Source organism: Kitasatospora sp. NPDC042419, from assembly GCF_056437345.1.
The window spans coordinates 13,510-34,811 of sequence record NZ_JBWKAW010000051.1; the positions used below are offsets into that span (position 1 = coordinate 13,510).

Here is a 21,302-nt window from a genome sequence, read left to right on the forward strand (position 1 = left end):
CCTAGGTTTGGCCATGTAGAGGAGCCGTGCCGGAACAGTTCATGAGTGCCAAGGAGACTGCGATGTATCTGAACATGTCCCTTGCCTGGGTCTATCGCGACGCTCCGCTCCTCGGGCTCGTGCCTTACAAGTTCGGGTGCGGGAGGAACGCCAAGTTGCAGTGCAAGGTCTCGGAGGTTCAGGCCTGGGTCAAGCAGCAGAAGATACGGGCTGCATAGACGCAGAGGTTGCGGGGGTCCAGCCCGATGGGGCTGGACCCCCGCATGTTCAGCAGGCCAGCCCGACGTCGAGGACCTCCGCGGCGCGGCTGATGGAGCCGGGCATGAGGTGGCGGTAGTGCTTGAACGTGATCTTGACATCGCGGTGGCCCATCCACTCCGCGACATCGGTGATGGGTATGCCGTTGCCGAGGCAGTTCGACGCGAAGAAGTGGCGCAGGCCGTAGAGCACCATGCCCTCGGGGATGTCGATCTGCCCGGAGGCCTTCAACCTCCGCCACTGCCCGCTGATGATGTGATGCGGCATGGCGAGGGTGATGTCCTTGGGATTGCGAAGCAGGTAGCCGTCCACGGTCCCGTAGGTGTCCGCGTACCACTCGATGGCGTGCTTGGTACGCGCCGGCAGCGGTACGTCGCGGTACTCGCCCGCCTTGCGGTGCTTCAGGCATGCGTAGCACTTGGTGGCCTGGTTGACCTGCTCGCCCACCCGGTAGACGTCGTCCGCCACGATGTTGTTCACGTTGACGGCGTATGCCTCGCCGTTCCGCAGGCCGCAACCGCTCATGAGCTCCGCCACGAGGCGGAAGGCGTCGTCGCCGGCGCTCCGGATCCCGACCAGCTGGCCGACGGAGGGGATCACCGCTCGCTCCGCGTCGTATTGAGGCGGCTGCACTCCCTCCAGCGGGCTGTCTTCGTAGAGACCGAGCCGGTGCGCGTCCAACAGGATCGTCTTCAGCCTGATGAACGCATTGGTCTGAGCACCCAGACCGACGCCGTTCCGCTCCATGTCCGTGATGAACGCCGATACGACCTTGTGGTCGAAGGTGCCCATGCGGCGACTTCCGAAGGCCGGCAGGAGGTGATTCCTGAGCGTGGAGTCGACGTTCCGCAGCGAGGTCGGGCTCTGGTGTCGCTGGCCCTTCAGCCACTCGGCGGTGTAGGCCGCGAACTGCATACTGCCGTATTTCCTGATGCGCTCCGCCTTGTGCACGCTCATCGGGGAGTTCTTGCGCGCGTGGTAGACCTCGGCGAGCCGGCTCTTGGCCAGTTCCTGGTTGGTGAAGCCGGACTCCTCGGTCTGGCGGCCAGACGCGTTGCGGTACCTGATCTTGTATTCGTGCGGGCACCTGCTCCAGCGGGCCTCCGGGTGCTCGCACTCCTTGAAGAGGCTGCCCATTCCGTGGATGAGAGCTGTGGTTGACATGGTGGGCCGACCTCCGGAGTCATGCTGACCTTTTGCTGACTCCGGATGCTTGATCACGCCCCTGATCTGGGCAGAAACGCCGACCGCGTGATAACAAGCAGAACTACACCCGACTGCAGAAGGCCAAGAAGCTCTGGGACGACAAGAACGTCTTCCACCACGCCCAGTCGATCACCCTGCCGTCCTGATCGCACACGCAGAGCCATGTCCACCATCCGGCAAACGGATCACATCAGGGTGAACAGTGCGATTGAAGAGCTCAGAGTGACGACTTGCCCCGAGCGTGGCCGGCTCGCCGGATCTCCTCGCGAGGTGGGAACGGGTGCGCCGTGCCAGGGTCAGGGTTCCCGGATGTGCGCATGTTTGTGAGGGTGTACTCGGACTGATGCAGACTCTTGCCGACCTGAACTGATGGATGGTCAGGTACGACGCAGGGTGAGTCATGCGTCCCGGCAGGGGACTGCGTCTGCCTGACGACTACTCGATCACGGCATTCCGTATCAACGCCGGAGCAAATCAGGACCGGACACGCCAGCTGTAGGAACGACAGAGGGTGTACGGCCCCGCCGCGCCCCCTCAACCCGGCTCGAATGCCACCGCCCACCCCCTGAAGTCCCATCACCCCGATTGATCGGCCGGTCCTCCCGCCCCTCCACACCCAGCGCGTTGAACCGGTGCAACCACCGCCGGATCGTCCTGGCGCTGCAGCCCAGCTCCGCGGCGATCACCGCCACCCGCAGACCCTCCCAGCTCAACACGACGATCCGCGCCCGCATCACCAGATCCGCCGGCGCCTTCCGCGCACCCGCCGGGGCCGCCTCGGTCCCGGCGCCGACCATGCCGACCATGCCGACCGTGCCGACCATGCCGGCTGTGACGTGTACGTCCTCCAACTGGCTGCGAGCCCCAACCCGACACGCCCGGACCGCCCCTGGCACACGGTGCCGGCCTGACGCTTGTGTACGCGGTTGTGAGCCGGGTCCGCTCCAGCCGAACGGGAAATCCTTGCTGGATTTGCCGTTGCGGTTCCAGCTGAAGCCGAAGGGGACTGTGGCAGGGTTTTGCCGTCGGCGCAGGTGTGCTGTCCTGGAAGGACCAGGCAGGAGAGAGTCATGCGTATCGTCACCGTGGAGAAGCAGCCGCTGCGGACCGGGGTGCTGATGCCCGCCAGGGATCTGGCGGTGGCGTGGGGCCTGATCGCGGTGATCGCGGTGCTGGCCTGGGTGTTCACGGCCGGGCAGGCTCGGGACATGGGGATCGAGCCCGGCACTATGGGAATGGCGCTTCCGCTGTTCCTGGTGCTGTGGCTGGCGATGATGGCCGCGATGATGCTTCCGTCGGTGGCGCCGGTGGCGGTGACCTGGGCTCGCAGCATCGGCCGGCAGTCGAGCGGCGCGGAGCGGGCGGTGCGCACGACGGAGTTCCTGGGCGGCTATCTCCTGGTGTGGACGGCGTTCGGGCTGCTGGCGTACGTCGGCCTTGCGCTCACCGGCCACCTGGTGGAGCGCGGTCCGGAGGCCGGGAAGTGGATCGGCGCGGCGTCCTTCGCGCTGGCCGGGCTGTACCAGCTGGGCCCGCTGAAGTACGTGTGTCTGCGGCACTGCCGCAGCCCGATGGCTCAGCTGATGCACTACGCGGGCTACCGGCCACCGGTGCGGGATTTGCGGGTCGGCTTGCACCACGGCGGGTACTGCTTGGGCTGCTGCTGGGCGCTGATGGTGGTGCTGGTGCCGCTCGGTGTGATGAACCTGGCGGCGATGGCGGGGATCGCGGTGGTGATCTTCCTGGAGAAGCTCTGGCGGCGCGGTCCGCTGCTGGCCCGGGTTAGCGGGGTGGCGTTCCTCGTGCTCGCCGTGCTGGTGCCGTTCCAGAGCTGGCTGCTGCCGGGGCTCACCCCGAGCAACGTGATGTAGCGCTCACGGCCGGGAGCGGCTGGTACCCGTAGAAGCCGGCGCTGGAGCCGTAGAACGGCGCCAGGCAGTCGACCGCCGCCCGGAGCCGGTCGAAGGCGCTTGAGGTGCCGCTGGCCCTGCCGATCCCGTGCTCGGCGGAGAAGCGCCGAGGAGCGGCGTAATTCCACGCTCGCCGCGGTCGGCGGCGTCCGTAAGTACCTCCTCTTCCGCGCGGTCGGCGTCACCACGCAGTCGGGCTTCGAAGCGTCGGAGCGGGGGATGCCGTTCAGGCCGGGCCACTCCAGTCGAACGGGAAGTGCTTGCTGGACGTTCCGGTGCGGTCCCAGGTGAAGCCGAACGCGTTCGCCCGGTGGGTGGTGGCACGTCCCCAGGTGGCGATCTGGCCCGGCCCGACCTCCGCGCCCGGGGCGTTGTGGACCTGGACCCGTGCGCCCTCGGGCGTCGTGGGCCCGGTCAGGGCTTCGGCGGTCGCACTGACCCGGCCGGGGATCTCCGCGCTCCAGGAGGTGAGGTCCTCGTCGACGCTCACGTGGATGGGCGCGAACTCCATGCCCTGCATCTCGGGGTGGAACATCTCGACGAACTGTGCCGGCCATCCGCCGGCTTGTCCGCTGAAGATCGCGCCCAGTGCGGCCCGCTGCGGTTCGTCGGCGCGCTCGTCGAAGAAGACGGCGGCGCGCGGGTCGGTGTGCTCGCCGGCCCACGGGTTGCCGGTGAAGGAGGCGACCATCAGGACGTTGAGGCCGTCGAGCGGCACGTCGCCGTAGTTGCCCTCACGTATGTGCCAGGCCATGATGCCGTCGCAGTCGCCGTAGGTGGGCGGCTGGGCGAACGTGCAGGGGCAGGGGATGGCGCACTTGCACGTGTCGAACCAATCACCGGTGGTATGCCAGCGCGTACCCGTGGTAGCAGCTTGTTCGGTCATCTCGCTTCCCTCCAGCCACCCGAGGGCGTCGGTCCTGCGAGGCCGCTGTCCCGAGTCCGTTCCCGGGATCACCGGAGCGGCCTCCCTTCCAGCGTGCTCTCTCCGGGGCGCCCTGGGAAGGCACGCCACCCACGCGACCCTGGGCCGATGGGGCTGGATCACCCGGTCAGGGGCGTTTGCGGTGGTGTTCGTCGGATCCTCGGCTCCGCGCGGTGTTCGGCGTCGGCTCACTGGGCCAGGTGTCGCTCCAACGCAGCGAGGAATGTGTCCGGGGTCTCGGGGTGGCAGGCGTGGTCGCCGGGCAGGTCGAGGGCCCGGGTGTCGGATCGGTACCGCTGTGACCGGAGTCCAGCCGTGCGATCGATCGGCTCCGCTAACGGTTCGGCAGATCAGCCGCTGTAGCACCTGGCACTGATCGGTTGATACTTGGAATCCGCCGACCCCCTGAACTTTCGCACACCGGCGCGTCCAGCAGCAGCGCGGGAGGGCATCACTGCGATGGTGTTCCCCGCGATGACGGACTCGGAGGCGACCTTGGCTCTCACCACGGCAGGGGTGGCCCTGACAACGGGACTTTTGGGAATTGCCGTCGGCTTCGGAACAGCCCACCTCCAGAATCGAAGGAAGTTGGAGGAGCTTTTTTTCAAGTCCCTGGAGTTCGTCAAGAAAGGGTCCCAGGATAGAAATGTAGGAATCTCCGCAGCAGAGTTCTACTGGAATCGCAAGAGTCGCCGCCCCATGATCACCGGCTTCATGACCGGCATTGCCGTCTACCTCCTGCGGGAGTCGAAGCAGTGGGACGCCGCGCACGAGGCCTTCAACCTCGACCGCATCATGACCATGCTTCTCCAGCAGGAACCCACGAAGGCCAGCAAGGCTCACTACGAGGCTCTGTTGGAGGCCGTTCGGGTGAACAGGAACGAGAGTAGGGAGAACCAGAGGAGAAACAAGGAAGACCGGAGGGGGATCAAGGTCGGCGACCTCAAGCTGGACACATGGGAAAAGAAGTTGGTGCAGCCCGACATGAGAGGCGGACGCTCCAATGAAGAGTCTCAGTGAAAGGAAAAGGCCGCGAGTGCTACGTCTGCGGCGAGCGCGGCGTGGTGGCGGACCGGCCAGCCGGTGACCTGGCGGATCGAAGGCGGCGGCGGAGGTGGTGCGCTGTTCAGGGCAACGAGAGCCTGGCCCTTCCAGTGGGCGAGGAGTGTCCGGCCGCCCCTGTAGCCCCGTGTGGTGATTTTCTTGAACAGCACGCGAATGGTGATCCTCCCGCCCGTCTCGTCCCACCGTTGGGCCAGGTAGGGCTTGAACGGGTCGAGCTTGCTCGCCCGGGGGCACCGGTCCTTCATCATGTCCTGCCAGCGCGCGGCGTGCGCGTACTGAACTTGAATGAGTGATGTCGGGGAGCGGTGAGCCTGGTGGTGCCCCGAGCTGCTCCGCGGATGGCTGGTGCGCCAGGATGAGCGCATGACCGAGAGCGAAGCGGATCTGCTGGCGTTGTTGCGCGAGCTTGACGATCCGGGGTGGCTGGAGTGGCCGCAGGACTACGACCGTGGCGAGATCGCAGCCCGCTTCGGCACGCTGGTGGCCCGGCTCGAAGGCGACTTCGCAACACGCTGCACGGCTGAGCCTGGCACCCAGGACTCCAGCGAGTACGGACGCGTCACCGTGCCCGGGGAGGCGACTGTGTGCGGGACCCGGATCGTCGTCTGTGTGAGCAAGTTCGGCTCACTTGCTCTGGTCTGCGCGGACAATCCGGGCGCCTTCCTCGGGACGGACGAGGCCCAGGCCGAGGGCGAACTGGACGGCGCGGACCTTGCCAAGGTCGACCGGGCATTGGCCGAGCTCGGCTATGTGGCGGTTGCCGAGGAACTGCTGGAGAACGACTACGACGGGCCGAGCCGACTACCCTCGTATGTTCAGCGGCCAAGCTGGTGGAATCGCTTCTTCGGCTACTTCTGACGATCACCCCGACAGGGTCGGGTCGGCACCCGCCAGGCAGCCGTCGATGACCTCCGGCCGGTACTGGAGCATCTTGCACTCGATGGCGTGCTTGGTACGCGCCGGCGGGGGTACGTCGATGAGAGCTGTGCTTGCCATGATGGGCTGACCCCCGGAGTCATGCTGACCATTTGCAGACCCCGGATCGTGGATCGTGCCCCTGAGCTGGGTGGAAACGCCGACGGCGTGATAACAAGCAGAACCACCCCCGCCTGCAGAAGGCCAGGAAGCTCTGGGACGACAAGAACGTCTTCCACCACGCCCAGTCGATCACCCTGCTGTCCTGACCGCACATGCGGAGCCAGGTCGACCATCCGGTAGGCGGATCAAGTCGGGATGAACGGTGCCGGTAAAGAGACCCGTGAACGTCTACACCCATACCGGCTCAGCCCGCAGCACCCCACCCGTACCGGAGAATTGCCCGGTCTCGGACCTTCTGGAACAAAGCCTGCCCAGGGTTCATCAACTTACTTTCGGGCAGCGAAGAGTGATGGTCGATCAAACAACCTGCTTGCCGGGCGCTGTCAGGACAGACCTGCCGAGTCGGTGGTGACCGGCGACATTTCGGGACTGTGGGGAGCACGCCAACCTCGGCCCTATGGTAAGGAGATGACATCATTCCGTGGCAGGGAACGCCGCATGGTGGGGGAGATCGAGGATCTGGCTGCAGCGAAGCTCCCGCTGGAACAGTTCTTCCGGCAGCTCCTCACCGTCCTCGGGCCCACCCTCGGATCCGAAGCGGGCTGCCTGCACGGGGCCGATCCGGTCACCGGATTCCTGACCTCCACCGTTGCCGACGGCCTGCAGCCGGCCGCCTTCGAGCACGCCATCTGGTTGGAGATGTGGTCCGACGACGCCACCCGGTTCGTCGACATCCGGGCTGCCGGCCGCGTCGTGGAGACCGTCCACCGCGCCACCGGTGGCCGTCCCGAACGCAGCGTGCGCTACCGGGAGTTGCTCGCCGAGCACGGAATGGGCGACGAGCTGCGGATGAACTTCGATGTCGGCGGCGGGCGGTGGGGAGCCGCCGCATTGATGCGCGAGGCCGGATCGGCACCGTTCGGCGCGAGCGAGCAGAGACTGGCCGAACGGGCCGCCCGGGCTGTGGCCGCCGCCCTGCGCGACTACGCGTTGCCCACCGCGGGCACCCCTGACGGGCAGGACGTCCGAGCGGACCCGCAGGACGGGCCGTACCGGCTCGGGGTCGCCGTCATCGGCCCCACCGGTCAGCTCACCTCCGCGGACTCCGGGGCCCGGCAACTGTTCGAGGAGCTCTCCGAGTCGCAGTACCGCCCCGCCGGAGTACCGACTGCACTGGTCTACCTCTCCGAGCGGGTTCGCACCCACGCGTCCGCGAACGCGGGCGCCCACGCCTGGGCCCGGCTGCGCCGCCCCAACGGCCAGTGGCTCGCCGTCCACGCCTCGCTGCTCGACCAGTGCCCGCGGGGCAGCGTCGCCCTGGTCGTCCAACCCGCGAGCCCGGTCGACGTCATCCCGCTGTCCCTGCTGGCGCACCGGTTCTCCCCCCGCGAGCAGGAGGTGGTCCTCCAGGCAGTACGGGGCCTGAGCACCAGGGACATAGCCCACCGGCTCTTCCTGAGCCCGGCCACCGTCCAGGACCACCTGAAGTCGGCCTTCACCAAGACCGGCGTACGCAGCCGCCGCGAACTCGTCGCACTTCTCGCGGCCCCGTACACCGCCGGACTCGGCCGCCCCCCGGCCTGACGCCCCCGCCCGCCCGGTCCCGCCCCCATTCCCGCCCGCCCCCATCTCCGCCCGGCCCCGAAACCCGGCGCGAGCCCGGACAGCGCGAAGGCCTCACGTCACTGACCTGGGGCTTTGCCGTGGAGCGGTCCGAATCTGGTCGTCTCCCTACCACAGGGAAGAGGTCGTCACGCCTCCCGCAAACCTGGGATGTCACCGGTCGCCGCCGGATGGGAAGGTCTGTCCCGGCGCCGCCCCTGGAGAGGGGGTCGCCCCGCACCCATGACGCCTTCCCGGCAGAGGAGTTCCTGCCCCATGCCACGCGCCCCTCACCCCGGAGTCCCCGCCGGCCGACGAGGCCCCCGCCCTGCCTCCCGTGCCGCAGAGGAGCCCCGAACGCCCGAACGTCGGACGGCCCGGCCATCCGAGGGTGACCGGGCCACTCGTACGGGAGCCCTCGCGCCGTGCCCCGACGGCTCCGGACCGGACCCGGAACCGGAACCGGGGGCGAACCCGGACCCGGACCCGGAACCGGGGGCGGTACGGCCGGGCGGACTACGCACCGCCCCGCCCGGCCGTCACCACCGCGCCGCCGTCAGTTCCAGGGGTTGGCCTGCTGGTCGTTGATGGCGGTCCAGAAGCGGGCGTTCGGGGCGATGTTGCCGTACGCCCAGAAGCTCCACCCGCCGACGTAGTCCAGGTTCGGGCCGTAGCGGCCGTCGTGGAACTCGGCCTGGCGCCAGCCGGTGCCGAAGGCCGCCTGGCAGACGCTGTTCGCGGCGGCCTGGCTGTTCAGGCGCGAGCCCTTCACCGGCTGGCTGAGCGCGACGGTGCCGCCGGCCCAACCGTTGTAGAAGCCGATGCTGATGCCGTCCGGCGCCGGGCTGCCGTCCACGTTGATGCAGAGGACCGGCAGCGAGACGGACGGGAGGGTGTCGCCGTTGTACGGGTCGCTCGGCGTCGAGTGCGCCGGGCCGCCGACCTGGACGGTCCCTTCAGGGCCCGTCGCGAGCACCTGCCAGGTCATTCCCTTGTGGGTGGCCGGCCCGGCGGCCGCCGCGGTGGTCGCCGAGAGGGGGACGAGGGCCAGGCCGACTGCGACGGCCAGGGCTGCGGCCTGCTTCATGCGCTTCATCCAGCTTCTCCTTGAGTGTGGGGGAGCCGGCCCCGGCGGGGCCGGCGAGAGAAGACTCCCAACCGGATGCACAAAGTTGACACGACTCCGTCATTGAATGGTCACGAGCTTCGAAGGCGGCCGGGTCGGCTCGACGTCGGCCAACCACGGGAGGGACACATGGAGTTCAGGATTCTGGGGCCACTGGAGGTGTGGACCGACGACGGTAGGCGGGCCCGGACGGAAGGGGCCAAGCAGGAGCGGATGCTCGGCACCCTGCTGCTGAACGCCGGGGCCGTCGTCCCGGTGGCCCGCCTGGTCGACGCGCTCTGGGACGACGAACCGCCGGCCACGGCCCACCGCCAGGTACGGAACCTCGCCGGGCTGCTGCGGCGCAAGCTCGCCGCGGCCCAGGACGGGCCGCCGGTGCTGCTCACCGACGGCCCCGGCTACCGGATCGCACCGAACGGCCACCAGGTGGACGCCCTGACCTTCGCCCACCGGGTGTCGGTGGCGCGCCGACTGGCCGAGCGCGGCGAACCCGCCGCGGCCGTACAGGAGTTCCGATCGGCGCTGGACCTGTGGCGCGGCCCGGTGCTGGACGGGCTGTCCGGCAGTCTGCTGGCCGCCGGCTCGGTGGCACTGAACGAACTGCGGCTCACCGCCTGGGAGAACTGCCTGGACCTGGAGGCCGAACTCGGCCGGCACCGGCAGACCGTCCCGGAGCTGACCGCGCTGGTCGCCGAACACCCGCTCCGGGACCGCTTCGTGACGCAGCTCGTCCGGGCCCTGCACCGGGCGGGCCGACAGGCCGACGGGCTCGCCGCCTACCGCCGGTTCGCACGACAGCTGGCCGACGAACTGGGCCTCGACCCCGGGCCGGAACTCCAGCTCCTGCACCAGGAGTTGCTGAAGGACGGGCCCACCCCGGCCGCCCGCTCGCCCCGCACCCGGCAGCAGGGGCCCAGGCCCGCCCAACTGCCGCCCGCGCTGGCCACCTTCGTCGGACGGAGCGCGGAACTCGGCGCCCTGGACGGCCTCGCCGACCCGGCCGGCTCGGCCGTCGCCGCCGGCATCGGCGTGGTGACCGGCGGCGCCGGGACGGGCAAGACCGCCCTCGCCGTGCACTGGGCCCACCAGGTCCGCGAGCGCTTCCCCGACGGTCAGCTCCACATCAACCTGCGCGGGTACGCCCTCGGCCCGCCGCTGGCCCCGTACGAGGCGCTGGCCCGCTTCCTGCGGGCCCTCGGCACCGATCGCGAGCGGATACCCGGCACCATCGACGAGAGCGCCGCCCTGTACCGGTCGCTGCTCGCCGACCGCAGGGTACTGGTACTGCTCGACAACGCCCGCAACGCCGAACAGGTCCGCCCGCTGCTGCCCGGCTCGGCGGGCTCGCTGGCCCTGGTGACCAGTCGGGACGGGCTGGCCGGGCTCACCGCCTGCGACGGCGCCCGGCGGCTGGTGCTCGACGTCCTGCCCCAGCCCGAGGCCGTCGAACTGCTCGCCCGGATCACCGGCGCCGACCGCACCCGCGCCGAACCCCGCGCCGCCGCCGAACTCGCCGCCGCCTGCGGCCACCTGCCGCTCGCCCTCGGCATCGCCGCGGGCCGCCTCGTCGAACGATCCCACCGCACCCTGGTGGAACACGCCGCCGAACTGCGCGACGCGGAGGACCGCCTCACCGCGCTCCAGATCGACGGCGACGCCACCTCCGCCGTCCGGGTCGCCTTCGACCTCTCCTACCGCGCCCTGCAACCGACCGCCCAGCGGCTCTTCCGACTCCTCGCCCTGGCCCCCGGCAGCTGCGTCAGCACGGCCGCAGCCGCTGCGCTCTCCGGCTCGGCCACCGCCGCGACCAGGCCGGTACTCGAACACCTCGCCGCCGCCCACCTGCTCAGCCCCGCCGGCCCGGACCGCTACCGCCTGCACGACCTGCTGCGCTGCTACGCCGCCGAACGCGCCACCGCCGAAACCGGTCCCGCCGACCGCGCCGCCGCCCGGGAACGCCTCTGCTCCTGGTGCCTGCACCACGCGGAGGCGGCGGCCCGCCTGCTCACCCCGCAGCGCCGGCACCTGCCGCTCACCCCCGCGGGCCCCTGGTACGAGCCGCCGGGCTTCACCACCCCGGCCGAGGCGCGGCAGTGGTGCGAGAGCGAGCACTCCCACCTGGCGGAGACTGCCCGGTACGCCGCCGAGCACGGCCTCGACGGTCACGCCTGGCGGCTACTCGTGGCGCTCGGGAGCCACTTCCGGGCCGGCCCGCACCTGGCGGACTAGGTGGGCGTTTCAGCCAGGAACATGCCACCCGGTCGATCACCCTGCCGCCCTGACCGCACACGCGGAGCCGGGTCGACCATCACTCGGAGAGTCGGCCCGGCGGGCCGGTACCGCCTGTGCCGCATAGCCTGCTGTCGTGGCTGATGCACCTGAACTGCGGGTACTCCACGGATTGGTCCTGGGCGAGCACCAAGGGGTTTTCGACTCCTTGCAGGCCGAGGGATTCCGACCCCTGGACGTCAGTGGTCACGCCAACGGCACGGAGCGCGTCACCTCCATCTGGGAGAAGGCTCCGCCCTCCGACGTGCCCTGGGCCGCGCCGTGCGGCCTCACCGCCGCCGACCACCAAGCACTGTTCGGCACCCTCCCCGACCAGGGGTTCCTCCCCTTCACCGTGAGCGGGTACGAGACGCTCCGTGGCTCCCGGTTCACGTCCTTCTGGCTGAAGGTTCCCGGGGTCCTCCCCGAGTTCGTCGCCCACCACGACATGACCGGCGACGAGTTCCAGGCCAGGATCGACGAGCTGGAACGAAGCGGGTTCATGCCCTACGACGTCTGCGGTTACGGCGACGGCCCGATCAAGTTCGCCGCGCTCTGGCAACGACTCGACCCGCGTGACTGGGTGGCACGGCACGATCTGACCGATGCGGCCCTCGACCAGGAGGTGTCGATCCGGGACGCACAGGGATTCTCGCTGCGGGCGCTCAGCACCTACGAGGTGTTCGGCACCCCCTTCCACGCGGCCGTCTGGTCGAAGCACCCCGTCACCCTGAAGTTCGGCGCCAGCCTGACCGGGACTCAATTCGAACAGGACGACGTCTTCCTGCGGCGGGCCGGGTACCGGGCTGCGAGGATCCGGGGGCACAACAGCAGGAACGACGATCACCGCTATTCCGTCCTGTGGACCAAGCCCTACCTCGCCGACGACGAAGAACGCTTCATCAAGGGGGTCATGAACACCTTCATGACGGAGTACGGGGTGCCGGGTCTGCAGGTGGCACGGACCGACCGTGGACGGCTGTCGTACGCCGCCGGCTTCGGGTTCATCGGCCCGGACACCACCAGGCCGGTGAAGAGCACCTCCCTGTTCCGCATCGCCAGCATCTCCAAGCCGATCACGGCCGCCACGGTGTTCCGGCTGGTGGACCTGGGCCGGCTCACCCTGGACGACCGGGTCCTCGGCCCGGGAGGGCTCCTGGGGGAGACGTTCGGCGCCGCGCCCTACGACGCCCCCCTGCTGGCAATCACCGTGCGGCACCTGCTGGAGCACACCAGCGGGTGGACCACGTCGCAGGACCCCATGTTCGATCACTTCGAGCTGAGCCGCCACCAGCTGATCGACTGGTTTCTGGGACGCGGCGTCGACGGACGGCCGAACGCTCCTCTGACCAACCGACCCGGCGACTTCTGCGAGTACCTGAACATCGGGTACTGCCTGCTGGGCCGGGTGATCGAGGCGGTGACCGGGCTGTCCTACGAGACCGCCGTCCGCGACCACGTGCTGCGGCCCTGCGGCATCACCGCCATGCGCATCGCGGGCGACACCCTCGCCGACCGCCTGGTCGACGAGGTCGTCTACACCGAGACCGGCACCTCCTCCAGCCCGTACGACCTTCGTGTCTCCCGCATGGACGCCCACGGTGGTTGGCTGGCGTTGGCGAGCGACCTGATGCACTTCCTGGTGCACGTCGACGGTCTTCCCTATCAGCGGGACATCCTCTCGCCCGCATCCATCGCCACCATGTTCACTCCCACCACGGCGCCCTCGGCAGAGGGGGAGACGGTGAACTTCGCGAAGGGCTGGAGAATCCACGCCGGTAGCGGGAACCGGTGGCACCGGGGAGATCTCAGCGGAACCCAGACGGTGATCGTCAGCACCACGGACGACCAGGGGTGGGCGGTGCTGACGAACGGGCGCGACGGCTCGCGCCCTGAAGAGATGTTCGAGGAACTCGACCGACTGATGTGGCGCATCCAGGACGTTGTCACCGACTGGCCCGTCCTCAATCCCTTCCAGGACTGAAACTCCCGTTGCAGCTCGGCCCCGGAGTCCTACCTCTTGCCCCCGGTCGCAAAGCAGTCGGAGGTGCCGGCCGGCGGCGGGTCCGCGCAAGGACCGCGTCGTCAAGCGCGCGATCCCCGGGTACTACGCGCGCGGACCCGCCATCGACCGGGCTACCTACAGGCCCCGATCGGCATCGTCATGCTCACGACCGGCCCTTCGCGCCGTCCAGTCCCGCCTTGACTGAACGGCGGTGGTACTAGGTGAGACCGGCCAACAGTTCCGCGACAACCCCTGGCCGGCTGAAGTAGCCGACGTGCGAGGTCGCAAGGGTGTGCACCTCGAACGGGTTGTCCGGGGTCAGTGCGTCCGCCTTGCGGATCATGTGGTCCTGGACGGCCAGGGGGATGCCGCGGTCCTCGGTGAGGCGAACGAAGGTATGCGGGACGCGTCCCCACCCGTCGGCCCGGACCACCGCACCCGGCTCGAACACGGAGTAGTTCTCGTCCGGATCCATCGAGTCCAGCAGCAGCCGGAACTGGTGGTCCGTCGAGTCGGCCATGATGGCGGCCTTCAACTCCGCGAACAGCGCCGGATCGGCGTGTGCACTGCGCCAGTTCAGCCGGACCACACCGGGATCGGCCACGCCCTGGACGGCGATCCGCGCCGACGCGGCGTCCAGCAGGTTGTCGTCGACCACGTCCCACGGCTCGGTGAGCATGGCCGGATCGCTGAGGCAGAGCGCGGAGAGGTGGACCACCCGGTCGAGCAACTCCGGTGCGGCGTTGGCCACCGCACTGATCGTCAGACCGCCGAAGCTGCTGCCGACCAGGACGACCGGGCCGAGTCCGGCCAGCCGGCGCACGGTGTCCACCACGTGCCGGACGTTGTCCTGCAGCGTGACGCCGCGCATCGGGGAGGGGGCGGCGGCCAGTTCCGCGAGGTCCTGGGGCTGCCGGTAGTAGGCAGCCGGGCTGTCGGCGAGGTCGCCGTGGCCGGGCAGGTCCACGGCGTGCGAACGATGTCCGAGCAGGGCCAGTTCATTCTGCAACGGCCCCCAGGACCGGGCGTTGCTGGAGCCGCCGTGAACGAACACGAAAGTACGGCGCGAGTTTGCGCGCATGGTGAAGATCCTCGTCATCCTGAGGCGAACGGTGGACGTCGGGACCCGGTGCCGGCGGCAGAACAGCCGGCACCGCGGTCAGAACGACGACCGGGTGCGCGTGGCCTGCCAGTTGTGGATGACGGTATGCATGACGATCACCCTATCAGGCGGCGCGATCGCTGCAGCAGCGCAGCCCGCCGGCCGGCCGGCTCCAAGGGTGATCAGCCGGACAAGTCCTGGCAGGGGCCGGATCGGACCACTCGCACGAGTGAACTCCTGGGGCGGGGAATGCGCGTGTGGCTCCCGGGTGTTGGCGGTGTCAAGGATCCTACGAACGGGGAGGACGGCATGGCCGGAGCAGTGATCGTCGGAGCGGGGCCGGGGATCGGACAGGCGGTGGCGCTGCGGTTCGCGCGGGAGGGCCTGCCGGTCGGCCTGGTCGCGCGGAGCGGGGCGACGGCCGAGGCGGTGGCCGGGGCCGTGAGTCGGATCGGCGGCAAGGTCGCGGTGCGCACCGCCGACAGCACGGACGAGGAGGCGCTGCGGGCCGCGCTCGACGGGCTGGCGGAGGAGCTGGGGCAACCGGAGGTGCTGGTCTACAACGCGGCACTGATCCGGCCGGACGCCGTCGGTGAGTCGTCCGCCCGCGAGCAGTTGGACGCCTGGGCGGTGAATGTGGTGGGCGCGCTGACCTCCGCCGCGCATGTCGCACCGGGGATGGCGGAGCGCGGGCGGGGCACCGTCCTGGTGACCGGCGGCATGCCCGAGCCGAAGCCGCAGTACGTCAGCCTGTCCCTGGGCAAGGCGGGCGTGCGCGCGCTCGTCACGCTGCTGGACCAGACCTACGGCGCGGCGGGTGTGCACGCGGCCAGTGTGACGGTGGCCGGTGCGGTCGCCCCCGGCACCGCCTTCGACCCGGACGACATCGCGGAGCACTACTGGCGGCTGCACACCCAGCCGCGCGCAGACTGGGAGCAGGAGGTGGTTCACGGGGGCTGACGTCGGGTCACGAGGTCTCCTGCCGCAGGGCGTCGCGCAGGCGCGGCAGTTCGCGGTGGCGGGCTCGCGCGCCGCAGCGCGAGCCCGGCTGCGGCCGAGCCCGGCTGCGGCCGAGCCAGGAGCCACCTGCCCCACGGACGGACCGTCACGAACCCGGCGCCACGCGGCTACGCCGGAGGTCTGGGCTGCGTCGTCGTGTGCGCCTGCATTCAGGCAGGTCGGACAGGGTGGCGCTGACGCGTCGCGACGACGCGAGCTCATCCACCGCGTCCCTCCCAGGCGGTGAGCTCGGTCAGGTCACTCTCCGGGGAAGGAGACCTCCAGGTCGCGGCGGACGCCGTCCAGGACGCGCATGATGTCCAGCGTCTCGGCGAGCGGCATCAGATCGGACTCCAGCCGACCGGCGGCGATGCACCGGGCGGCCTCGGCGGCCTGGTAGCTCATGCCCCCGTCGCGCCGCTGGGGGACGAACGTGTCGAGCAGCTCGTTGTCCCGGCCGATGAGGCGGACCCGGGCGGCTCCGTAGAAGGGCCCGTCGATCTCCAGGCGGGCCTCCGCCCCCGAGATCGACGCCGTGGTCGGAGTACGGGCGAAGAGCGTCGTGTTCAGCACGCCGTGTGCGCCGGACGCGGTGGTGACGATGATCGAGGCCTGCCCGTCGACACCGGTGAAGGCCTTCGTGCCCACCGCCGTGACCGAGGCGAACGGCCCCAGCACCATCGAGGCGAAGGACACCGGGTAGACGCCGAGGTCGAGGAGGGCTCCGCCCGCCAGCTCGGGGGCGAAGAGGCGGTGCGCCGGATCGGGGTCCATCTGCTGTCCGTGGTCGGCCGTGACGGTGTGCACCTCGCCGAGCAGCCCGGACCCGAGCACCTGGCGGACCACGTCGACGTGCGGCAGGAAGCGCGTCCACATCGCCTCCATGAGGAACACCCCGCGCTCGCGGGCAGCCTCGATCAACTGCTCGGCCTCGCGGGCGTTGCGCGTGAACGCCTTCTCCACGAGGACGTGCCGGCCCGCCTCGATCGCCTGCATCGCGTGCTCGAAGTGGGCCGAGTGCGGCGACGCGACGTAGACGATGTCCACCCCGTCGTCCTCGACGAGATCGGCGTACCGTCCGTGGGCTCGGGGGATGTCGAACCGGTCGGCGAACGCCCGGGCCCGTGCGGCGTCGCGCGAGCCGACCGCCACGACCTTCTGCCCGGTGTGCTTCTGCAGGGTCTCCGTGAAGTGGGCCGCTATCCCGCCCGGTGCCATCACCCCCCAGTTCAGGGACGGTGCTTCACGAGGGGAGGGGGTCCGGGGTGCGGGCAGCGGGGTACCCGCCGTCCCGTCCGCCGCTGAGTCCGCGATGGTGGACCGGTCCTGCGTCATGGGGTTCCTCTCGGTTGACGGGCGGAGGCGGTGCGCGTGGCGCCCGCGACGGTGTTCCTGACCCGCCGTACGCGGCCCCGCTCCGACCCGTACGGCCAACATCAGGCGGCCGCTTCGACGACGGCTCCGCGCAAGCCGCGAGAGCCGTGTCCGCCTCTCCGCACGGACGGTAGTCGAGGAGGAGGCCGGTCGTCGCCCGTCCCACCAGGCGATCGACAGCCCAACGGTACGCGTTGGGCGAGTCCGGACCGGCCGCTCCCCCGGGGGAGCAGCTGCTCGACCCGCCGGACCTGCAAGAACGCCCTGCAGGACGCGGCCACTGGGCCATCCGTCACGCCTCGTACGGGCCGGCCTCGTCCCTGCCCACGAGCCCCAGCCCCAGCCCCGCCCCCGCCCCAGCCCCGCCCCCGCCATAGAACCTCGTTGCGCTGTCCGAAGGCGCCCGCCGGGTCGGCCCGGCGACACGCCGCGACGCCGGCACCCATGGCTGCGCAGAGCCCGTACGTTGACGAACCGTGAGCAAGGTCGCAGCGCTCGGCGCATTCGTCCTCTCGGTCACCGCCGCCACGACCACCACGGTCCCCGCGGCGGCCGAAGGACGCGAAACGGACCGGTACCGCCACCAGGCGGTCCGGTGGACCGCCTGCCGGGACGGCGCGCTCAGCGCGAACGGGACGCAGTGCGCGCGCATCACCGTCCCCCTGGACTACGGGCACCCCGACGGGCGCACCATCGAGGTCGCCATCTCGCGCATCGCCGCGGCCGACCCGTCGAGGCGGCGCGGCATCCTGCAGACCAACCCGGGCGGCCCCGGGGTCCACGGCCTGGGCATGCCCGGCGACCTGGTGCGGGCGATGGGCCCGGAGGTGGCGGCCGCGTACGACATCATCGGCATGGACACCCGCGGACTCGGCGAGAGCACCCCGCTGGACTGCGGGCTGCGCCGGGGCACCTGGCTCCACGCCCCGGGGGCGGACCGGGCGGGGTTCGACGAGAGCGTGCGGCTCTCCCGGGAGGACGCCCGCCGGTGCTGGGACACGCACCCCGAGCTGCTGCCCCACCTCTCGACCCGCAACATCGCCCGGGACGTGGACATCGTCCGCAGCGCCCTCGGCGAGCCCAGGACCTCATGGTTCGGACAGTCGTACGGGACGGTCCTCGGCGCCACCTACGCGCAGATGTTCCCCGACAGGGTGGACCGGCTGGTCCTGGACAGCGCGCCCGACCCCGCCGAGTACCCGCTGCGGACGGTGCAGCGCGGCGGTCCCGCCAACGAGAAGGCGCTCGACGACTTCGCCGCGTGGGCCGCGCCCAGGGACTGCGACTACGGACTCGGCACCACGCCCGCGGCGGTGCGCGCGAGCATCGAGGAACTGATCCGGCGGGCCGCCGCGGACCCGGTCCGGGTCGGCGGGTACCGGATCACCGATCACGAGCTCCCGCTGCTGCTCCTGATCCCGGTCGGTGACGAACTCCTGAACCCGCAGCTCGCCGGCATGCTGCGGGTCCTGCTGGACGCGGCCGACGGGAAGCCCGTCACCGCACCGCCGCTGCTGCAGGGATCCCTGGCCGTGGTCTTCGATTCCGCGGGAAGGGAGCGGGCCGCCGACTACGCGGCCCAGCTGGGGGTGTACTGCGCCGACGCCCCCATGCCCCACGACCCCGAGTACTACTGGCACCAGGTGGAACGGAGCCGGTCGGCTCAGCCGGTCTTCGGACCGCTGACCCACGCACCGCTTCCCTGCGCGTTCTGGGAGGAGGAGCCGCGCGAGCCCCTGACCGGAATCGACAACCCGCTGCCCGCGCTCCAGGTCCAGGCCACCGGCGACACCCGGACGACCTACGAGTCGGGGCTGCGCATGCACCTGGCCATGCGCGGATCGAGACTCGTGACCGTCCCCGCCCGAACCCACACGGTCTACCTCGGATACCCCGACGACTGCGTCAGACGGACCGTCGACACCTACCTGCTGGACGGCACCCTTCCCCCGCGGGACATCACCTGCACTGCCGACGAGGGGCGAGCCCAGGCCCAGGAGCGCCGTCCGCCGCCGTCACCGCGGTAGGAGACGGTTCAGCGGTCCGGTCGCCGTCGTTCGGTGCGGCCGGGCGCCGGGACGGTTCACAGGCCGCCCGTGTGGAGAAGGCGGTTGGGTGAGTCGGGGCCGAGGCGGGTGGGGACACCCGTGGGCCCTCCGAAAGAGTGAAAGCCGGGTACCCGGTCGGTTAGGCTCCTGGAGCTCTGCGGCTCCGGGGGGCGTCCGCGAGCGCGAGGACGGAACGGGGTACTGTTCGGCCCGTAGCCCGCGTCGAGGTCGTACGACCGTGCCAGGACGGTCTTCTCCCGGCTCGACGCTGCTCGTGAGCACGCCGTACACGGACCGCTGGGCGTAGCGACGTGCCGGAAGGCGTGGCCGGAGGCCGAGGCGGTGGGAACGCGCCATGGCGCTTGAGGAGTCGACCCTGTGAACACCGCCGTCGCCCGCATGGTCACCGACGTCCTGCAGCCGCGCAACGCGCTGGTGGCCGGGCTGACCGGGCTGGGTGTCGCTGCGGCCGGCGACTGGACCGGCGTCGGGTGGGGACTGCTGGCGGCGCTGTGCGCCGGCGTCGTCCCCGCGGGCTACATCGAGTGGGAGCGCAAGCGCGGGACCTGGGGCGACCGCCACGTGGTCGACCGGACCAAGCGGGCGCCGATCTTCTTCGTCATCCTCGGCTCGATCGGCCTCGGCTCCCTCGCGATGGTCCTCGGCCGTGCACCGCGCGACGTCCTCATCGCCATGATCGCCCTGTGGGCGATGACCGTGGGCCTGCTGGCGGTCAACACGGTGTGGAAGATCAGCGTCGACAGCGCGGTCGCCAGCGCGGTGGTCACCGTGCTCGCGGTGGTGCACTCGCCGTGGTGGATCGCCGCGTACCCGCTGGCTGCCGCTGTGTGCTGGTCGCGGGTGGCGCTGACCTACCACACCACCGCGCAGACCGTGGCCGGGGCCACGCTCGGCGTGGCGACGGCCGCCGCCTGGCTCGTCTGAAGCCGCGACCGGGCGCGGGCCCCCGTTTCAACGGGGGCACGCTCTCTGCCGCACCTCCGCCACGAGCGCGTTGATTGCGGCCCGCCGGGTCGAGTCCTGTCCACGACACCCGGGCGATCGCGTCCGCCAGCTCGTCATGGATCCGCACTCGGATCAGGAGACCACGTACTACCACGAACCCGTCGGGGCTCCTGGCCGGAGCGGGGCGGGCGGGGCTCCGCGCCCTCGCGGTCCACGGTCTCCACGGGCCCGTCTACGAGGCGCTGAGAGCGGACGAACACCGCACCGGGCGAAGGGACTTGGGCGGGGGAGTCCTCGAAGCCGCCCTTGCGGCGGCGCGGTTCGCCGACAGCCGTCCGGAACTCGTGGTGTTCAGCCTGCACCTGCCGGCCCTCCCGCGCCGGCCGTGAACCGCCGTGGAGGCGGCCCGTCGGTTCACGCGGAGCGGGCCGTCTCCCGGTAGCGACGGGGGGACAGGCCCGTGGCGCGTTTGAAGGCATTGCTGAAGGCGCTCTCGGAGTCGTATCCGAGGGAGGATGCGATGGCCGACAGCGGCGTGTCCGCGCGGCGAAGGGTGTGCTGGGCCCGGTGCATCCGCCAGCGGCGGAGGTAGGCCAGCGGCGGGACGCCCGCCACGTCCTTGAAGCGCTTGGCGAAGCTCGTGCGGGACATCGCAGCCTCCCGGGCCAGTTCGGCGAGCGTCCAGGGCCGGGCGGGGTCGCCGTGCATCAGGCGCAGGGCGGGCGCGATGCGTTCGTCCGCCAGGGCGCTCAGCCAGCCCGTCGGGCAGGTGCCGGCGGCCGTCCCGTCTGCTGAGCGGGGCGCGGTCCGCGGCGACCGGCGTACGGCCGCCGCGGACCGGCGCCCCTGGACCTACTGCCGACGCCGTGTCGGGATACGCCGCCCTCGGCCGGGAAGCCGGCGGGACAGGCCAGGCGGGCCGTCCCGCTACTGCGGGTCGCGGTCGAAGACCGCCTGCGACCAGAAGTAGCCGAGCACCGTGAGCCCGAGGCACCAGGCGACGGCGAGCCATCCGTTGTGGCCGATCTCCGTGCCGAGCAGCAGGCCGCGGAGGGTCTCGATGGCGGGGGTGAAGGGCTGGTACTCGGCGATCGGCTGGAACCAGCCGGGCATGGACTCGACCGGGACGAAGGCGCTGGAGATGAGCGGGAGGACGATCAGCGGCAGTGCGTTGTTGCTGGCCGCTTCGACGTTCGGGCTGACCATGCCCATCCCGACCGCGATCCAGGTGAGGGCCAGGGCGACGAGAGCGAGCAGTCCGAAGGCCGCCAGCCATTCCAGGGCGGTGGCGTCCGTGGAGCGGAAGCCGATGGCGACGGCGACGGCGCCGACCAGGACCACGCTCATGACCGACTGCAGGACGCTGCCGACCACGTGTCCGACGAGCACCGACCCGCGGTGGATCGCCAT

At 70.6% G+C, this 21,302-nt stretch carries 18 protein-coding genes and 3 pseudogenes; 11 read left to right on the forward strand and 10 right to left on the reverse strand.

Features of this window, described 5'->3' with window-relative positions; translation table 11 throughout:
* Window positions 1-267: 267 nt before the first annotated feature.
* Complete coding sequence (locus AC067J_RS41945) at window positions 268-1,422, reverse strand: tyrosine-type recombinase/integrase (protein ID WP_478308096.1); 1,155 nt, start codon at window positions 1,420-1,422, stop codon at window positions 268-270.
* Window positions 1,423-1,529: 107 nt separating this feature from the next.
* On the opposite strand from AC067J_RS41945, the pseudogene AC067J_RS41950 reads away from it, so the two are divergent.
* Window positions 1,530-1,610, forward strand: a pseudogene (locus AC067J_RS41950) (BBE domain-containing protein); the annotation flags it as partial.
* Window positions 1,611-1,922: 312 nt separating this feature from the next.
* Here the strand turns inward: AC067J_RS41950 and AC067J_RS41955 are convergent.
* Window positions 1,923-2,288 carry a helix-turn-helix domain-containing protein gene (locus AC067J_RS41955; protein WP_478308097.1) on the reverse strand — a complete coding sequence of 122 codons (366 nt, stop codon included), beginning with the start codon at window positions 2,286-2,288 and terminating at the stop codon, window positions 1,923-1,925.
* Window positions 2,289-2,534: 246 nt separating this feature from the next.
* Between AC067J_RS41955 and AC067J_RS41960 the strand changes: the two genes are divergently transcribed.
* A complete protein-coding gene (locus AC067J_RS41960) occupies window positions 2,535-3,335 on the forward strand; it encodes a DUF2182 domain-containing protein (protein WP_478308098.1) in 801 nt (266 codons plus the stop codon).
* A gap of 265 nt (window positions 3,336-3,600) precedes the next feature.
* Here AC067J_RS41960 and AC067J_RS41965 read toward each other — a convergent pair whose 3' ends face one another.
* Entirely contained in the window at window positions 3,601-4,260 is a 660-nt protein-coding gene (locus tag AC067J_RS41965) for a DUF1326 domain-containing protein (protein WP_478308100.1), read from the reverse strand.
* A gap of 513 nt (window positions 4,261-4,773) precedes the next feature.
* On the opposite strand from AC067J_RS41965, the gene AC067J_RS41970 reads away from it, so the two are divergent.
* Complete coding sequence (locus tag AC067J_RS41970; RefSeq protein ID WP_478308102.1) at window positions 4,774-5,319, forward strand: hypothetical protein; 546 nt, start codon at window positions 4,774-4,776, stop codon at window positions 5,317-5,319.
* On the opposite strand, the gene AC067J_RS41975 is transcribed toward AC067J_RS41970, so the two are convergent.
* Window positions 5,313-5,729 (reverse strand): hypothetical protein, encoded by a 417-nt coding sequence (locus AC067J_RS41975; protein ID WP_478308103.1) that lies wholly within the window; start codon window positions 5,727-5,729, stop codon window positions 5,313-5,315. The genes AC067J_RS41970 and AC067J_RS41975 overlap by 7 nt on opposite strands.
* On the opposite strand from AC067J_RS41975, the gene AC067J_RS41980 reads away from it, so the two are divergent.
* Window positions 5,728-6,222, forward strand: a complete 495-nt coding sequence (locus tag AC067J_RS41980) for a hypothetical protein (RefSeq protein ID WP_478308104.1) — start codon at window positions 5,728-5,730, stop codon at window positions 6,220-6,222. The two genes, AC067J_RS41975 and AC067J_RS41980, sit on opposite strands and share 2 nt — an antisense overlap.
* A gap of 3 nt (window positions 6,223-6,225) precedes the next feature.
* Here AC067J_RS41980 and AC067J_RS41985 read toward each other — a convergent pair whose 3' ends face one another.
* A complete protein-coding gene (locus tag AC067J_RS41985; protein WP_478308105.1) occupies window positions 6,226-6,360 on the reverse strand; it encodes a hypothetical protein in 135 nt (44 codons plus the stop codon).
* A 107-nt stretch (window positions 6,361-6,467) separates the two neighbouring features.
* Here AC067J_RS41985 and AC067J_RS41990 point away from each other — a divergent pair.
* Together AC067J_RS41990 and AC067J_RS41995 are read left to right on the forward strand one after the other, a co-directional pair.
* A pseudogene (locus AC067J_RS41990) lies at window positions 6,468-6,548 on the forward strand (BBE domain-containing protein); the annotation flags it as partial.
* Window positions 6,549-6,870: 322 nt separating this feature from the next.
* Window positions 6,871-7,986, forward strand: a complete 1,116-nt coding sequence (locus tag AC067J_RS41995) for a helix-turn-helix transcriptional regulator (protein ID WP_478308106.1) — start codon at window positions 6,871-6,873, stop codon at window positions 7,984-7,986.
* Between the two features lie 574 nt (window positions 7,987-8,560).
* Here AC067J_RS41995 and AC067J_RS42000 read toward each other — a convergent pair.
* Complete coding sequence (locus tag AC067J_RS42000) at window positions 8,561-9,100, reverse strand: hypothetical protein (RefSeq protein WP_478308107.1); 540 nt, start codon at window positions 9,098-9,100, stop codon at window positions 8,561-8,563.
* A gap of 159 nt (window positions 9,101-9,259) precedes the next feature.
* Here AC067J_RS42000 and AC067J_RS42005 point away from each other — a divergent pair, with 159 nt between their 5' ends.
* Window positions 9,260-11,359, forward strand: a complete 2,100-nt coding sequence (locus tag AC067J_RS42005; protein WP_478308108.1) for an AfsR/SARP family transcriptional regulator — start codon at window positions 9,260-9,262, stop codon at window positions 11,357-11,359.
* Window positions 11,360-11,495: 136 nt separating this feature from the next.
* On the forward strand, window positions 11,496-13,382 hold the full coding sequence (locus tag AC067J_RS42010) for a serine hydrolase (RefSeq protein WP_478308109.1): 1,887 nt from the start codon (window positions 11,496-11,498) through the stop codon (window positions 13,380-13,382).
* 238 nt (window positions 13,383-13,620) lie between these two features.
* Here AC067J_RS42010 and AC067J_RS42015 read toward each other — a convergent pair whose 3' ends face one another.
* On the reverse strand, window positions 13,621-14,484 hold the full coding sequence (locus tag AC067J_RS42015) for an alpha/beta hydrolase (protein ID WP_478308110.1): 864 nt from the start codon (window positions 14,482-14,484) through the stop codon (window positions 13,621-13,623).
* A 330-nt stretch (window positions 14,485-14,814) separates the two neighbouring features.
* Here AC067J_RS42015 and AC067J_RS42020 point away from each other — a divergent pair, with 330 nt between their 5' ends.
* Window positions 14,815-15,465, forward strand: coding sequence for an SDR family NAD(P)-dependent oxidoreductase (locus tag AC067J_RS42020; RefSeq protein ID WP_478308112.1), 651 nt, complete (start codon window positions 14,815-14,817; stop codon window positions 15,463-15,465).
* Between the two features lie 297 nt (window positions 15,466-15,762).
* Here AC067J_RS42020 and AC067J_RS42025 read toward each other — a convergent pair whose 3' ends face one another.
* Window positions 15,763-16,839 (reverse strand): Gfo/Idh/MocA family protein, encoded by a 1,077-nt coding sequence (locus AC067J_RS42025; protein ID WP_478308113.1) that lies wholly within the window; start codon window positions 16,837-16,839, stop codon window positions 15,763-15,765.
* Between the two features lie 515 nt (window positions 16,840-17,354).
* On the opposite strand from AC067J_RS42025, the gene AC067J_RS42030 reads away from it, so the two are divergent.
* Window positions 17,355-18,905, forward strand: a complete 1,551-nt coding sequence (locus tag AC067J_RS42030) for an alpha/beta hydrolase (RefSeq protein ID WP_478308114.1) — start codon at window positions 17,355-17,357, stop codon at window positions 18,903-18,905.
* 420 nt (window positions 18,906-19,325) lie between these two features.
* Window positions 19,326-19,871 (forward strand): hypothetical protein, encoded by a 546-nt coding sequence (locus AC067J_RS42035; protein ID WP_478308117.1) that lies wholly within the window; start codon window positions 19,326-19,328, stop codon window positions 19,869-19,871.
* Between the two features lie 435 nt (window positions 19,872-20,306).
* Here the strand turns inward: AC067J_RS42035 and AC067J_RS42040 are convergent.
* Window positions 20,307-20,657 (reverse strand): annotated as a pseudogene (locus AC067J_RS42040) (helix-turn-helix transcriptional regulator); the annotation flags it as partial.
* A gap of 162 nt (window positions 20,658-20,819) precedes the next feature.
* The coding region (locus tag AC067J_RS42045) for an ABC transporter permease (protein ID WP_478308115.1) at window positions 20,820-21,302 on the reverse strand (483 nt) is incomplete at its 5' end.